The organism is Sulfitobacter sp. PS-8MA (assembly GCF_040933935.1).
In the GTDB taxonomy this organism is placed as follows: domain Bacteria; phylum Pseudomonadota; class Alphaproteobacteria; order Rhodobacterales; family Rhodobacteraceae; genus Sulfitobacter.
Genome location: NZ_JBFQYJ010000006.1, coordinates 539,875 through 554,749 on the forward strand (window position 1 = coordinate 539,875; position 14,875 = coordinate 554,749).

13 protein-coding genes are annotated in these 14,875 nt (G+C 65.5%); 8 read left to right on the forward strand and 5 right to left on the reverse strand.

Features of this window, described 5'->3' with window-relative positions; all coding sequences use genetic code 11:
• Positions 1-10: 10 nt before the first annotated feature.
• Positions 11-1,492 (reverse strand): inorganic phosphate transporter, encoded by a 1,482-nt coding sequence (locus AB4M76_RS06565; RefSeq protein WP_368441004.1) that lies wholly within the window; start codon positions 1,490-1,492, stop codon positions 11-13.
• 177 nt (positions 1,493-1,669) lie between these two features.
• Positions 1,670-2,131 carry an NUDIX hydrolase gene (locus AB4M76_RS06570; protein WP_368441005.1) on the reverse strand — a complete coding sequence of 154 codons (462 nt, stop codon included), beginning with the start codon at positions 2,129-2,131 and terminating at the stop codon, positions 1,670-1,672.
• A gap of 137 nt (positions 2,132-2,268) precedes the next feature.
• On the opposite strand from AB4M76_RS06570, the gene gndA reads away from it, so the two are divergent.
• On the forward strand, positions 2,269-3,717 hold the full coding sequence (gene gndA, locus AB4M76_RS06575) for an NADP-dependent phosphogluconate dehydrogenase (RefSeq protein ID WP_368442388.1): 1,449 nt from the start codon (positions 2,269-2,271) through the stop codon (positions 3,715-3,717).
• A gap of 77 nt (positions 3,718-3,794) precedes the next feature.
• Here gndA and truA read toward each other — a convergent pair whose 3' ends face one another.
• On the reverse strand, positions 3,795-4,568 hold the full coding sequence (gene truA / locus AB4M76_RS06580; RefSeq protein ID WP_368441006.1) for a tRNA pseudouridine(38-40) synthase TruA: 774 nt from the start codon (positions 4,566-4,568) through the stop codon (positions 3,795-3,797).
• 89 nt (positions 4,569-4,657) lie between these two features.
• Here truA and AB4M76_RS06585 point away from each other — a divergent pair, with 89 nt between their 5' ends.
• The 3 genes from AB4M76_RS06585 to AB4M76_RS06595 are packed head-to-tail and all read left to right on the forward strand — an operon-like array spanning position 4,658 to position 7,550.
• Positions 4,658-6,085 (forward strand): YcjX family protein, encoded by a 1,428-nt coding sequence (locus AB4M76_RS06585; protein ID WP_368441007.1) that lies wholly within the window; start codon positions 4,658-4,660, stop codon positions 6,083-6,085.
• Positions 6,082-6,546: an N-acetyltransferase family protein gene (locus AB4M76_RS06590; protein ID WP_368441008.1), complete on the forward strand. Its 465-nt coding sequence runs from the start codon at positions 6,082-6,084 to the stop codon at positions 6,544-6,546. The genes AB4M76_RS06585 and AB4M76_RS06590 overlap by 4 nt, the downstream gene beginning before the upstream one ends.
• Positions 6,546-7,550 carry a YcjF family protein gene (locus AB4M76_RS06595; RefSeq protein WP_368441009.1) on the forward strand — a complete coding sequence of 335 codons (1,005 nt, stop codon included), beginning with the start codon at positions 6,546-6,548 and terminating at the stop codon, positions 7,548-7,550. The genes AB4M76_RS06590 and AB4M76_RS06595 overlap by 1 nt, the downstream gene beginning before the upstream one ends.
• Before the next feature lie 4 nt (positions 7,551-7,554).
• Here the strand turns inward: AB4M76_RS06595 and AB4M76_RS06600 are convergent, their stop codons facing one another.
• Positions 7,555-8,334 carry a sulfotransferase gene (locus AB4M76_RS06600; RefSeq protein WP_368441010.1) on the reverse strand — a complete coding sequence of 260 codons (780 nt, stop codon included), beginning with the start codon at positions 8,332-8,334 and terminating at the stop codon, positions 7,555-7,557.
• Positions 8,335-8,481: 147 nt separating this feature from the next.
• Between AB4M76_RS06600 and AB4M76_RS06605 the strand changes: the two genes are divergently transcribed.
• From AB4M76_RS06605 to AB4M76_RS06620, 4 genes are read left to right on the forward strand one after another with little or no spacing between them, the layout of a single operon-like run.
• Positions 8,482-10,530, forward strand: a complete 2,049-nt coding sequence (locus AB4M76_RS06605; protein WP_368441011.1) for an HAD family hydrolase — start codon at positions 8,482-8,484, stop codon at positions 10,528-10,530.
• Positions 10,527-11,684 carry a hypothetical protein gene (locus AB4M76_RS06610; protein ID WP_368441012.1) on the forward strand — a complete coding sequence of 386 codons (1,158 nt, stop codon included), beginning with the start codon at positions 10,527-10,529 and terminating at the stop codon, positions 11,682-11,684. Before AB4M76_RS06605 ends, AB4M76_RS06610 begins: the two co-directional genes overlap by 4 nt.
• Complete coding sequence (locus AB4M76_RS06615; protein ID WP_368441013.1) at positions 11,656-12,600, forward strand: glycosyltransferase family 2 protein; 945 nt, start codon at positions 11,656-11,658, stop codon at positions 12,598-12,600. Before AB4M76_RS06610 ends, AB4M76_RS06615 begins: the two co-directional genes overlap by 29 nt.
• Positions 12,597-13,754: a glycosyltransferase gene (locus AB4M76_RS06620; RefSeq protein ID WP_368441014.1), complete on the forward strand. Its 1,158-nt coding sequence runs from the start codon at positions 12,597-12,599 to the stop codon at positions 13,752-13,754. The genes AB4M76_RS06615 and AB4M76_RS06620 overlap by 4 nt, the downstream gene beginning before the upstream one ends.
• Here AB4M76_RS06620 and AB4M76_RS06625 read toward each other — a convergent pair.
• Positions 13,751-14,494 (reverse strand): Crp/Fnr family transcriptional regulator, encoded by a 744-nt coding sequence (locus AB4M76_RS06625; protein WP_368441015.1) that lies wholly within the window; start codon positions 14,492-14,494, stop codon positions 13,751-13,753. The two genes, AB4M76_RS06620 and AB4M76_RS06625, sit on opposite strands and share 4 nt — an antisense overlap.
• Between the last annotated feature and the right edge of the window lie 381 nt (positions 14,495-14,875).

Genomic DNA, 14,875 nt, shown 5'->3' on the forward strand with positions numbered 1-14,875 from the left:
GCGCCTTCTCTCAGTTCACCAGCGTATTCAGCACCCAGAAGACGATGCCCGACAGCAGCGCAGCGGCAGGCACGGTGATCACCCAGGCCGCGACGATGGTCATGAAATGCGAGCGGCGCACCAGCTTGCGGCGGCGGCGTTCTTCGACCGCGATGCGCTTGACCTCGCCGCTTTTGCCGCCGATCTGACGCAGCCGCCGTTCCATATGCCATTCGCGGTAAAAGCCGACGCCAAAGACCCCGCCCACGGCGATATGGGTGGAGGAGACAGGCAGGCCCAGCCAAGAGGCCACGATCACCGTGATCGCCGCCGAGAGCGCCACACAATAGGCGCGCATCGGGTTCAGCTTGGTGATCTGGCTGCCCACCATGCGGATCAGTTTCGGGCCAAAGAGGAACAGGCCAAAGGAGATGCCGAAAGCGCCGATGATCATCACCCAGGTCGGGATATTCACCTTATCCTCAAAGCCGCCAAATTCGCTGGCATGGACGATGGCCGCCAGCGGGCCGACCGCATTGGCCACGTCATTCGCCCCATGCGCAAAGCTCAACAGCGCCGCCGACAGCACCAGCGGCAGGCCAAAGAGGATCTTGACCGAGCGGTTGCGGTTCTCCATGCCTTCCGACTTTTGCCGGATCAGCGGGGCCGAGATGGCATAGGTCACCAGACCCACCACAAGACCGATGATCAGCGCCATGGGCATGTCGATGGCGATGATCTTTTTCAGACCTTTCAGCGCCAGATAGGCGGCAAAGACCCCGGCCATGATCCCCACCAGCACCGGCACCCATGTGCGCGCGGCGGCGATCTTGTCGTCCTGATAGATGATGCGCGCCTTGATGAAGGCGAGGAACATCGCCGCCACGGCGCCGCCCAAGACGGGGGAGATCACCCAGCTGGCGGCGATCATGCTCATTGAGCTCCAGTTCACCACGCCAAAGCCCGCCGCGGCGATGCCGGCCCCCATGACGCCGCCCACGACGGAATGGGTGGTCGAGACCGGCGCGCCGACCCATGTGGCAAGGTTCACCCAAAGCGCCGAGGAAATGAGCGCGGCCATCATGGCCCAGATGAAGATGCGGTTGTCCGCCACACTGGCCGGGTCGATGATGCCTTTGGAGATGGTCGAGACCACATCGCCCCCCGCCAGCAACGCACCTGCGGATTCGCATAGCGCCGCGATGACAATGGCGCCGCCCATGGTCAGCGCATTGGCACCCACCGCCGGCCCCATGTTGTTGGCCACGTCATTGGCGCCGATGTTCACCGCCATATAGGCGCCGAAAACAGCCGCCGCGATGACGACATAGCTTGAAGGGGTCTGGCCAAAGAACACCGCCGCGACCGCCCCGGCCACCACGATAAAGGCCAGCGCAATGCCCGGACCGACAAGCGGGCGGGCAACATAGGTGGCGGCCAATTCGACCTGTGAAATACGGTTAAGGTCTTTGTCCAGTGTCTTCCACTGGCTGCCTTGCGGTTCATTCGCCATGCTGTCGTGATCCCTCAAAAGGTCGCTTTGTACCGACTTGAGGTGGCATAACGATGCCTTTGGCGCAAGCTGTTCTGTCGCAAAACGGCCAATGCGCCCTCGGGTCAACCTGAGGTTGGTGCGGCGGAAAACCTGCGATAAACGGCAGGCCAGAGGGGCGCGGCCTGCGGTTCCGGCTTAGCCAAAGGCGCTGAGAATGGCCTTGAGATCAGGCTCATCCACCAATTCGGCGGCTTCCTGCGGCGTGAACCACGCCCGCTTGCGCATGCTCGCATCCGGGTAGTCTTCGCTCAGATCGCGGACGCGGGTCAGATAGACCTGTGTCGTGACCGGCACGGTCAGCCCTTCGCCCAGGCCTTTGTCATATTCAAAGATCCCCATCGGCTCGGTCTCGATGTCGGCCTTGGTCACCCCGGCCTCTTCCCAAGCCTCTTGCAAGGCGGCACCCGCACCATCAAGCCCGTCGATGGGCCAGCCCTTGGGCATGATCCAGCGCCCTGTGTCGCGGCTGGTGATCAGCAGCACCTTCTTGCCCGCCTCCGTGTCGCGGTAACACAGGGCGGCCACTTGCACCCGCTTGGGGCGTTTGAAGATCGGCAGAACCATGTCCTGCCATGCACGTTTAAAAACATGATTCATGAACTAACTAAGCCTCGGTCGGGTGTTTTTCTTGTTATGCTTGCATTATATAGTATTTCCCGACGCAAATCAAACTGTTGCGCTGCACGTCGGAAGCGGTGACGGTGTGACCCGGCAAGAGATGAGGCATGGTTGATATGACACATGGCACGCAGGCCAAGACAGAAACGGCAGAAACGGGCAGGGCGGACATCGGCGTTTACGGGCTCGGCACCATGGGATCGGCGCTGGCGCTCAACCTTGCAGACAGGGGATTCAACGTCGCCGTCAGCAACCGCGAGGCCGAGTGGATTGCGCCATTTCTTGCCGAAGCAGGCCCGCTGGCCGCGCGGCTGACCGGGGCCGAGCGGCTTGAGGATTTCGTCGCCGCGATCACCCCGCCGCGCAGCATCCTCTTCATGATCCCCTCCGGCGCGCCGGTCGATGCGATGATCGAGGCGATCAAACCCCTGTTGGGGACGGGCGACACAATCATCGACGGTGGCAACGCCGATTTTCACGACACCCGCCGCCGCAGCGCCGAGCTTGAAGGCACGGGGCTGCATTTCGTCGGCATGGGCGTCTCGGGCGGGGAGGCGGGCGCGCGCAACGGCCCCTCGATGATGGTTGGCGGCAGCGAGCATTCCTGGCAGCAGTTCCAACCGATGGCCGAGGCGATTGCCGCGCGGTTCAACGGCGCGCCCTGTGTTGCGCATCTTGGCCCCGATGGGGCGGGGCATTTCGTGAAAACGGTGCATAATGGCATCGAATATGCCGATATGCAGATGATTGCCGAGGTCTATGGGCTGCTGCGGGATGCCGGCGGGCAGGGGGCTGTCGAGATCGGCAACCTCTTTGCCGACTGGCAGAAAGGGCCGCTCAGTTCCTATTTGATCGAGGTTTCCGCTGCGGCGCTCTTGTCGGTCGATAAACAGACCGGCGCGCCGATGGTCGATGTGATCCGCGATCAGGCCGGGCAGAAAGGCACCGGCCGCTGGACCCTGATCGAAGCGCTCAAGATGGGCCAGTCGGCCAATACGATCGAGGCCGCCGTCGGCGCGCGGGGCTGGTCGAGCGAGAAATCCGTGCGGATGATGGCCGCGCCGCTCTTGCCCGAAGGTGTGCAGGATGCGCCTTTGCCAGAGTCGGGGGATCTGGAGCAGGCGCTGCTGGCCGGGCGGATTATCGGCCATGCGCAGGGGTTTCGTATTCTCACGGCGGCCTCCGCCGAATTTGACTGGGGGCTCGACCTCGCGCGGATTTCCGAGATCTGGCGCGCGGGCTGTATCATCCGCTCGGCGCTCTTGGACGAGTTTGCCGATGCCTTTCGCGGCGAGCTGCCCGGCGGTCACCTGATCCTCGCCCCCGCCATGCGCAAACGTCTGGAAGAGAGCATCCCGGCGCTGCGCCGGGTGGTGGCGGCAGGGGCGCTTTTGGGGGTGGCCCTGCCAGCGCTTTCGGCGGCGCTGGCGTGGTATGACAGCATGCGCCGGGCGCGGGGCACGGCGAATATGATCCAGGCGCAGCGGGATTTCTTTGGCGCGCATGGGTTTGAGCGGACGGAAGGTGAAGGCAAGTTCCACGGGACGTGGAATCCGCTGCCGTAAGAGCGCCCGTGGCCGCAGCATAAAGTGGCAGGAATTAAGGTCTGGATCGCCGCCCCGCGGGCTGGCAATGGCCCTCGTCACGTCTTGGCAAATGGGTCCACCGGATAGGTCACCCCGGCCAGATACAACCCCTGCGGCGGGCACACCGGTCCGCAAGCGGCCCGATCCCGCGCCGCCAGCGCTGCCGCCATATCTGCCAGGTTCCAAGAACCCGCCCCCACACGCTCCAGCGACCCGACAAAACTGCGCACCTGATTGTGCAGGAAGGACCGCGCGCGCACGTCGAAGTGATACTCCACCCCGCCCGCGGTCTCGACCTTGGTGACATCCAGCCGGTCCAGCGTCTTGACCGGGCTTTCGGCCTGACAGATGGTCGAGCGGAAGGTGGTGAAATCATGCTGCCCGACCAATAGATCCGCCGCGGCCTGCATTGCCTCTACATCCAGCGGATGTTTGATCTGCCACACCAGCCCCGCCTGATGCACCGCCGGGGCGCGGCGGCTCAGGATGCGAAAATGGTAGCGCCGCTCGCGGGCCGAGAAACGCGCGTGGAAATCCTCGGGCGCCAGCACACAGTCGGTGATCGCGATGGGCTGCGGTTTGAGATGGTAATTCAGCGCCTCGCCCAAGCGAAAGGGCGACCAATCCCGCGTCATGTCACAATGCGCCACCTGGCCCAGACCATGCACCCCGGTATCGGTGCGACCGGCGGCGGCGATGGTATGCGCGCCGGGCTCCAGCCGCGCCAGAGCGGCCTCGATCGCGCCCTGCACTGTGGGCTGGTCAACTTGGCGCTGCCAGCCGTTAAAAGGCGCGCCGTGGTATTCGATTTTCAGGGCATATCTGGGCATGAACCGGGCCTTAGCGCGGGCGGGCGCTTCTGGCAATCCCCGCCCGCCAGCCCTATGTTAGCGGCAAAGATAAAGAGTAGGGCGCAGCTTTGGGTATTACGGGCATTGCCGACGGCATCTGGCGGCAGTTTGAGAATGTCACCGACACGGTGGGCGAGACGTTTTTCGAGCCGGTCATCCGGCTCGGCGTCACCGGGCTCGCGCGGTCGGGCAAGACGGTTTTCATCACCTCGCTGGTTGCCAATCTGCTGGATCGGGGGCGGATGCCGGGGCTGCTCGCGGCCTCGGAAGGGCGGATCGAGGCGGCGTTCTTGCAGCCCCAGCCCGATGATACCGTGCCGCGTTTCGACTATGAGAACCACCTCGCCGCGCTGACCGGCAAGACCCCGCATTGGCCGGAAAGCACGCGGGCGATCTCGGAACTGCGGCTCTCGCTCAAGGTGCGGCCCAATGGGCTGCTGGCCGGGTTGCAGGGGCCGCGCACGCTGCATCTTGATATCGTGGATTACCCCGGCGAATGGCTGCTTGATCTGGCACTGCTGGATCTGAGCTATGCCGACTGGTCCGCGCAGGTGATCGAACGCATCGCAAGCCGTGAAGAGGCGGCGGGCTACCGGGCCTTGGCCGAGCAAACCGACCCCCATGCGGAACTTGACGAGACCACCGCCCGCAAGCTCGCCGACAGCTTTGCCGCCTATCTGCAAACCGCCCGCAAGAACGGCTATTCCGACTGCACGCCGGGCCGGTTCCTGCTGACCGGAGACCTTGCCGGCTCGCCGGTGCTGACCTTCGCGCCGTTGCCCGGCTCGGACGGCGCGCCGCGCAAATCGCTGATCCGCGAGATGGCGCGGCGGTTCGAGGCCTATAAGAAACAGGTGGTGCAGCCCTTTTTCCGCGATCATTTCTCGCGCATTGACCGGCAGGTGGTGCTGGTCGATGCGCTTGGCGCGATCCACCAGGGGCCGCGCGCGGTGGAAGACCTGCGCGGTGCCATGGCCGATATTCTGGGCGCGTTCCGCCCGGGGACGAATAATTTTCTCACCACCCTGCTGCGCGGCAAGCGGGTCGAGAAAATCCTCTTTGCCGCCACCAAATCCGACCATTTGCACCACAGCCAGCATCCGCGGCTCAGCGGCATCATGCAGGCGCTGATCCGCGAGGCGCGCGACCGGGCGCAATATGCCGGCGCGGGCACGCGGGCCATGGCCATTGCCAGCCTGCGCGCCACGACCGAAGACGTGATGACCCATGGCGGGGAGCAGCTTGACGTGGTGCGCGGCACCTTGCTGAACGCGGATGACACCCGCGGGCGGCAGGCGGCTTTCTACCCCGGGGAACTGCCCGACGACCCGGCGCATCTGCTGACGCCCGCGCGGCAGGGCGCGCAGGAATGGCTGGGGGCGGACTACCAGATCATGCGCTTTGCCCCGGGGGTGCTGGACCTGCGCCCCGGTGACGGGCCGCCGCATATCCGGCTCGACCGGGCGGCGGAATTTCTGATCGGGGACCGGCTATGAGCGCGGTGCGGACACGGCCCGCCACCCTGCGCGCGGCGCAGCCGCTGGACGCCGGGGCGGTGGGAGAGATCATGACCGACTTTGCCCGCGATACCAAATGGTTGCCGCGCATCCATAGTGCCGCCGAAGACATTGCCCATGCCGATGCGATGATCGCGCGGGGCTGGGTCACGGTGGCCGAACAGGACGGTCAGATCGCGGGTTTCGCCGCCTGCGCGGGCCGGGATCTGGACGCGCTTTATGTGGCAGAGCAGGCCCGGGGCCAGGGGGTCGGCTCGGCCCTGTTGGAGCGGCTCAAGGCGACACGCCCGGCGCTGACCTGCTGGACCTTTCAGGCCAATGCCCCCGCCATTGCCTTTTACCAGCGGCATGGGTTTTCAACGACGGCTCAGAGCGACGGCAGCGGCAATGACGAAGGGCTGCCGGACCTGACATTGCATTGGCAAAGGGAGGCCGCGTGATGGCCCGAGGACCGATCCTGTTCGATCTCGAAGACGACAGCAAACCGCAGCCCTCGGTCGCAGAGGCGCAGCCGGTGCCGGATATGGAGCTTGAAACCCCTCCGCCCAAGGGTCAGGCGATGCAGATCGCGGCGCAATTGGCGGCGCGCAAACCGTCGAAACTGCTGCGTCTGTTCTGGGCGCTGGCCGGGGCGCTGATCACCGCGCTGGTATCGATCGCGGCATGGACATTCGTGACCGATCTGATGGGGCGCTATCCGCTGCTCGGCTGGGCCATGACCCTGCTGCTGGGGGCGTTTTTGCTGGTGCTGGCGCTGCTTTGTCTGCGCGAATTGGCCGCCTTTGGCCGGTTGGCGCGGCTGGACGGGCTGCGCCATGACGCCGGCGAAGCGCTGGCGCAGGGCGACCTGGCCGCCGCGCGCAGCGTGACCGACCGGCTGGAGATGCTTTACAAACACCGCGAGGACACCCGCTGGGGGCGCGACAGGTTGGCCGAGCTGCGCGGCGATCAGTTTGATGCGGAAGCCCTGATCGGATTGGCCGAACGCGAAGTGCTGGCGCCTCTGGACCGGGCCGCCACCCGCGAGGTCGAGGTCGCAGCCCGGCAGGTTGCGGCGGTCACGGCGCTGGTGCCGCTGGCCCTGGCCGATGTGGCTGCTGCGCTGAGCAGCAATCTGCGGATGATCCGGCGGATTGCGGAAATCTACGGCGGGCGCTCGGGCTTTTTCGGCTCTTGGCGGCTGACCCGCGCGGTGCTGTCGCATCTGGTGGCGACGGGGGCTGTCGCGGTGGGCGATGATCTGATCGAGCCGCTTTTGGGCGGCTCCCTCGTCGCGAAACTCAGCCGCCGCTTTGGCGAAGGGCTGGTGAACGGGGCGCTCACCGCAAGGGTCGGGGTGGCGGCGATTGAGGTTTGCCGGCCCTTGCCCTTTGCTCGTGAGAAACGCCCCGGCGTGCGCGGGATCATCAAGCGCGCCCTGACCGGGGTTTTCGGGAAAGAGTGAGCCGCTAGACGGCGGCAGCCTCGCGAATGGCCCGCAGGGGATGCTGGACCAGCCCCTGCCATGGGGCAACCGCCAGCCCCGGCAGATAGCCCCATTCCCGCGCCAGAGCGGCCTGCGCCTCGGTCAGGGGCGTGGCGCCGTGATAGGGCAGGTTGCCATCCGCCACCGCTTCGGGGGGCGGGGCTTCGGGCAGGTCGAGAAAGGCTGCGATGCGGCGCAGGGCCTGCGATGGGTCTGCGACAATGTCTTCGTAGCGCAGGATCATCACCGCATGAAGATAGGGCAGGTCTTGCGCCAATTGCGCCTGTGCCGCCAGCCAATGGTCAATGAGCGCCGGCGCGGGGGCCTCGACCCATGAGGCCACGGAGGCCGCGACCGCTTCGGGGTGGCGCAGCACCACGATAAACTGGGCCATGGGAAAAAGCTGCTGCATCAGCCGCATGCGCGTCAGATTGACCGGGGATTTCTCGATCCGCCAGCGCAGGTCGGGCGCGAACCAAGGCGCCCAATCATGCTCAAGCCTTTGCCGGGTTTCGAGGCTGTTCAGCAGGTGTGTTTCGGTCAGATGCTCTGCCGGGTTGGTGGCGAAATGCATGGGCCGGCCCGACTGGGCGGTATGGGCGATGGCCCCTTGCAGATAGACCCCCTCATTCTCGGGCGCGGCGGAACCGGTGATGCCGCCCGCGCCGGGCAGGGCATTGGCCAGGCGATTAACCAGCGACGTTCCCGAGCGATGCAATCCGCCAATAAACAGATAGCGCGGCGGCCTCTTTGGGTTGGTCATCTGGGCAATTCTTCGCAGGGCTTGGGGCAGGGATCGCAAAAGACCTAGCGTGGTTTGGCGCGGCTTCCACCCTTCTGGGCGTTAACATTTGTTATCGGAACGTATCCGGCCCGAACGGGGCTTCCCCACCGTAAGGAGACCCGTTTCATGTTCATTTGCCACATCGCTCTGGGGGGCTGTCTGACAGCTCCGAATGTCAACTATGGGGTGACGGAAGATACCGGCGGCCATATTGCCTATATCCTTGGCGCGGCCCGCGCGCAGGCGGCGCGCAGTGACGTGAAGAAGGTGCAGATCGTTACCCGCGCTTTTGAAGACGCCTCTTTGGGGTCGGTCTATGCGCAGACCGATCAGCAGGTCGGTCGCGGGTTGTCGATCCGCCGCCTTTGGACGGCGCAGCGGGGCTATCTGAGCAAGGAGAACCTCGCTGCTGAAATCCCCGCTTTGACCGAAGCCTTTCTGGCCGATCTTGCGGCGACGGCGCGCAAGCCGGATGTGCTCCATGCGCATTTCGCGGATGCGGCGGAACTGGCGCTGGCGGCGCGGGCGCGTTTCGGCATTCCGGTGATCTATACGCCGCATTCCCTGGCCTTGAGCAAATCCTGCGCAGTGGTGGACGAACAGCGCGTGGCGGCCGAGCGCCGCGCCTTGACGCAGGCGGATGCGGTGGTGCTCTCCTCGCGCGATGAGGCCGAACATCAGGTTGCTGCCTATGGCGATGACGCGCAGGCGCGGGTGCACCGGGTCTCGCCGGGGGTCTCGCTGCGGCGTCCGGCCACGCAGGGCGCGGGACGGGCTTTGCTGGCCGATAGGCTGAGCGATCCTGACCGCCCGATGCTGCTGGCCGTGGCCCGTCCGGTGGCGCGCAAGAACCTGTCAACGCTGGCGCGGGTCTATGCGAAGAGCCTCGAGCTGCAGGCGCGGGCGAACCTTGTGATCTTGGCCGGGCAGCATGGCGATCCGTTGCAAGCCAATGCCGAGGCGCGGCGGGAATTGGACCAGTTGCGCCGTCTGCTCGGGGGCGAAAACCTGCGCGGCAAAGTGGCGCTGCCGCCGCAGCATACGCAGGCCGATGTGGCCGCGCTCTACGAAGGTGCGGCGCAGAGCGGCGGGATATTCGTGAACCTTGCCCTGCATGAACCCTTTGGCCTGACCATGCTGGAGGCCGCCTCCCATGGGGTGCCGGTGGTGGCAACGCAGGAGGGTGGCCCGGCGGATATCGTCGCTGACCTTGGCCATGGCATCTGCGTGCCGCCGCGCGATGAACCCGCGATTGAGGCGGCGGTCCTGCGCTTGCTGGATGACCCCGCGCTCTGGAAGGACGCCGCCCGGGCCGGCAAGGCGCATGTGGCGCGCTATGATTGGTCGCAATGGGCCGCGCAGGTGCAGCTGATCTGTCAGGAAATCCAGCGCCCCCAGCCAACCCGCCGCGCGCCGGTGATGCTGGCCAGTGACATCGACAACACGCTCACCGGCTGTGTCCCCTCTGCCGGGCTGTTTCGCGGCTGGGTCACGCGCGATGCGCCGCTTTTCGCGGTGGCGACGGGGCGGTCCTTGCCCGAAGCGCGCCGTGTCCTGCGCGATTGGGACCTGCCGATGCCGGAGGTCTTTATCACCTCGGTAGGGACCGAGATTTATCTGCCGGATGCCGAGGGGCGCCTCTGTTTCGATATGGCCTTTGCCCGCAAGCTCGACGCCTCATGGCGCCGGAGCCATGTGTTGCGGGCGCTGCAGGACTTCGGCTTCGACTGGCAGCCCGCGATCGAACAGCGGCGCTGGAAGCTGAGCGGCTTTGGCACGGCCCGGACCGTGCGGCGGCTGCAGCGGCATTTGGACCGCCGGGGCGTGGTGGCCCAGATCATCGCGTCCCATGGGCGGATGATTGACGTGCTGCCGGTGGCGGCGGGCAAGGGGCCGGCGGTCTGCGCGGTTGCGAAACGCTTGGCCGTGCCGATGGATCAGGTGGTGGTTGCGGGCGACAGTGGCAATGACTTTGACATGTTGCAGGCGGTCGAGGCCGGCCCCGGGCGTGGCATTCTGGTTGGCAATGCGATGGACGGGATGCGCGAACGGCTCAGGGGCACCCGGCTTTATCACGCGCGGGCGGCGCATGCGGCGGGGGTGCTGGAAGGGTTGGAGACCTTTGGCTTTGCCCGAAACGCCATAGACGCCGACAGCAAGCTGGTCGCGCAATGACCCGGCCGATCGGATATTTCGTGCATCATCAGGGGCGGGGCCATGCGGAACGTTGTGCCGCGGTGGTGAATGCCTTGCCCGCCGCGCAGCCGGTGACGGTGTTTTCTGCCCGGCCCGATATGTTTCCCGCCTTCACGCGCCCGGTTGAGGTGATCGCCTTGCCCTCGCTTTTCGAAGCCACGGGGGAGGAGGATATCAACGACCACACCGCCGCCCCCGAAACGGTGCATTGCGCGCCATTGGGCTGGCCCGGCATCCGCCGCGCCATGGCCCGGCTCGCCGCTTGGTTCGACAGCGCGAACCCGGTCCTGATGATCAGCGACGTCTCGGCGGAAGTGGCGCAGCTGGCGCGGCTCTGCTCGGTGCCGCATGTCAAAGTCTTGCAACATGGGCTGCGCGACGATCCGGGGCATCAGGCGGCCTATGACGGGGCGGTGGGGCTGCTCTGTCCGGCGGCGCGGGCCTTGGCCCAGCCGGATTGGCCGGAGCGGCATTTGGCGAAAACCCATTTCGCAGGCGGTCTGGGGGTGGATGTGCAGCGCCCCGATGCGAGCCGGCGCGCGGCCGCGCGGGCGGCGCTTGGCGTGCCCGCCGATCAGCGGCTGGTCGTCGTGATGTCGGGCGGCGGTGGCACGGGCTTTGCCTCGGCGCCCTTTGGAATTGCCGCGCGGGCGATGCCGGAAACCGCTTTCATCACCATCGGGCAGATGGCGCGGGATTGGCACGCGACGGAGCCTGCGAACCTGCAACATCACGGCTGGGTCGAGAACGCCGCCGATTACCTCGCCGCCGCCGATATGGTTGTGGCCTCGACCGGCAATACCACCTGTCACCAGATCCTCGCCGCCGAGAGCCCTTGGCTCGCGGTGCCGGAATGGCGCTATTTCGATGAGCAGGTCGAGAAAGCCCGCGCCCTCGACCGCGCGGGTGCGGCGCATCATCTGCCCCGCTTTCCGGCCTCGGCAGGCCAGTGGCGCGCGGCGATGGCGGAGACCTTTGCCCGCCATGATCCGCTGCGCCAACGCGCCTTGGTCGACGAAGAGGCCGCGGCAGGAACTGCCCTTTGGCTGGCGGGTTTAACCCAAAAGCTGCTTTCCAAAACAACGCATAAAACAGGAGATTTAAATGACGTCGTTCACCCCATCCGCGCCTGAAGAAACCAAGGTCAGCGCCCTGACGCTCGCCCGCGGGCGGGACGCGCATCTGCGCAATGTGATCCTTGGGCTGACCCGCCAGACCCGGCAGCCGGATGAACTGGTCATCGGGGTGATGCAGGACAGGCTTTACAGCGATCTGCCGCAGACGGATTTCCCGATCCGGCAGGTGCAGGTCAGGGGCAGCGAATTGCCCCTTTCACGGGCGCGCAACACCGTGGCAGAGGAGGCGTGTGGCGCCTGTCTGGTCTTTCTCGACGTCGATTGCATCCCTGCGCCGGACCTGATCGAGGATTACGTGGGCTATGCCCTCCCCGGAAACGGGTTGATCATGGGCGAGGTCAATTACCTCCCCGCCGGCACCGCGACCGACGGCTGGACCTACCCCGAGCTTGAGGCCGTGGCGGTGCGCCATTCGGACCGTCAGGGGCCACCCGCCGAAGGGTTGAAACGTTGCAATGACTACCGCTGCTTCTGGTCGCTGAACTTTGCCATTCACCGCGATGATTGGAACCGTTCGGGCGGCTTTGATGAGCGTTTCACCGGCTATGGTGGCGAAGACACGGATTTTGGCCGCAACCTGGACGAACGCGCCGTGCCGATCCACTGGGCCAAGGGCGCGAAGGTGTTTCACCAGCATCACCCCCATTGCATGCCGCCGATCCATCATATCCCGTCGATCCTGCGCAATACCGAGATCTTTGCCGAGAAATGGGGCCACCGCACGATGAACCACTGGCTGACCGCCTTTCGCCTGATGGGGCTTGTCGACACGGATGGCGACGCGCTGGTGCAATTGCGCGAACCGGATGCCGAGGATTTCGCCCTCTGCGAGCAGCAGTCGGACCAGCCCTATGCCAATACGGCGCGGGTGCTGCGCTATCTGCGGGGCGAGGAAAGGATCGCGGCGGAATGACCCTGCGCATCGCCATTGTCGGCCATATCCGCCATCCCATCGCAGCGCCGTTCAAAGGGGGGATGGAGGCCTTTACCCATGCGCTGGCGCGGATGCTGGCGGCGCGAGGGCATGAGGTGACCCTGTTGGCCAGTGGCGATAGTGCAGCGGGGCTGCCGCCGGGGGTGACGCTGCTGCCTATTTGCGAGGCGCATTATGATGCCCGCTATCCTTGGCACGAGTATCACGGCACCGAGGTGCTGAATGACCACCTTGATGAATGCTATGCCCGCGCGGCCCGGCTGCTGCTCGAAGGCCGGTTTGACGTGGTGCACAACAATGCGCTGCACCGTTTCCTGCCCCGGCTGTCCCGCGCCAGACGGGTGCCGATGGTGACCTCTTTGCATATCCCCCCCTTCAAGGTTCTGCGCCGCGCGGTCACCGATGGCAGCGCGCCTTGGCATTTGACCACCGTCGTGTCCGAGCGCCAGCGCGGCATCTGGTATCCCGAAGGGGCGCCCGCCACGGCCCATGTCGTCCACAATGGCATCGACCTCGCCCATTGGCGGCAGGGCGGCGTGGGGGACGGCAGCGCCGTCTGGGCCGGTCGGATCACCCCCACCAAAGGCACCCATCTGGCCGCCGAGGCGGCGCAATTGGCGGGCGTGCCGCTGCGCATCTATGGCGCGATCGAACATCGGGACTATTTCGAAGAGGCGGTGAAACCGCATCTCCATGGGGCGGTCGACTATGGCGGGCATTTGGACACCGCTGCGCTGGCCGATGCCTATGGCCGCGCCTCGGTCGCGCTTTTCACCCCGCAGTGGGAGGAGCCTTTCGGCCTCGCCGCGGTGGAGGCAATGGCGACCGGGCTGCCGGTGGCCGCAACCCCCCATGGCGCGGTGGAGGAGGTGATCGGAGAGGCCGGGGTGATTGCCTGCGACGATACCGCCGAGGCTTTGGCGCAGGCGCTTAAACAGGCGCTGACCATCCCGCCGGCGCGCCCCCGGGCGCGGGTTGAGCGCCTGTTTGACGCGGATCACATGGTGACAAGGTTCGAGACGCTCTATCGTCGTGCCGTTGCCGCGCGTCACAGCCAGTTGGCGCAGAGAACCTACCCCGATTTTGCCTTCCGCGTGGAAGCGCAGCCGCGGGCGAGCGCTGCGGCAGGCTAAAGGGCCGGCTCAGGCATATAGAGATAGGCCCCGTCAAAATTGCCCATCTTGAACAGGGCTTTGCGGTCATGGATCGTCAGCTTGCCGCCCGCCACGGTGCAACAGCCATGCTCGCGCAGATCGCGCAGGGTGCGGCTGACATGCACCGAGGTCAGCCCGGTGGCATCTGCGATATCGGCCTGCCGGAGCGAAAACGGCAGGATGTCCCGCTCTTCGGCGAAGGCGGCGGTCATCCGGGCGTCATATTCACAGAGGAAATTCGCCACCCGCGCCAAGGCCCGCATCGCGCTGTTGCGCATCACCCAATGCCGGTGGATCGACGCATCGACCAAGGTCATCAACCAGAGCTTGCGCGCAAGTTCGACATTGCCATTCAGCAGACCTTGCAGGGCGTCATGGCTGATCTTGCCCACCCGAGAGGCGGTGAGCGACACCACATCATGGTCCAGACGCTTGAGCGGGAAGGCATGGAGATCGACAAATTCGCCGGGAAATTGCAAGGCCACCACGGTGCTGCGCGCGCCCTGCCCATGGGGCACGCTGCGGGCCACCAGACCGTCGAGCAGCAGCAGGCTGTGGTCCAACAGATCACCGCGGAGGCTGACAACATCGCCCGCCGCATATTCACCCTGCACGGCCAGCAGGGGTACGAGCATTTCCCATTGTGCCGCGCTAAGGTGATTGACCATGCCCGCAGGCTTGACGGTCGCATCTGGAGAGGGGCGTTGTTCGATTTCCACGTTCAGGCCTTTCCACCCATCAATATAGTCGCGATTTCCATAATGTCGGGGGCCGCGCTTTAAGTCGTCAAGTAATGCCGCGCATCATGCTGTTTTAACCGACTAATTCAAGAGTGCGGGGGAGAGGCTTAAAAAATGTTAAACGGGTTCCGGGGCGGTTTTACGGCGGCCTGCGCGGCCGCGCGCGGTCAGACGGCCCCTGGGCCGCCCGCCTGCCGGGGGGCTTGTCGGGGCAGGGGGGGCTGTTTATAAGCGGGCCCATGACACGCCTCACCGCGCTCATTATTCGAATTATATCCCCGGCGCTCTGATCCATTGAGACGCCGGGCCGAGGTGTTTGAGCCGCTCGCACCGAACCAGAGTGAATAACCCCCCATATGC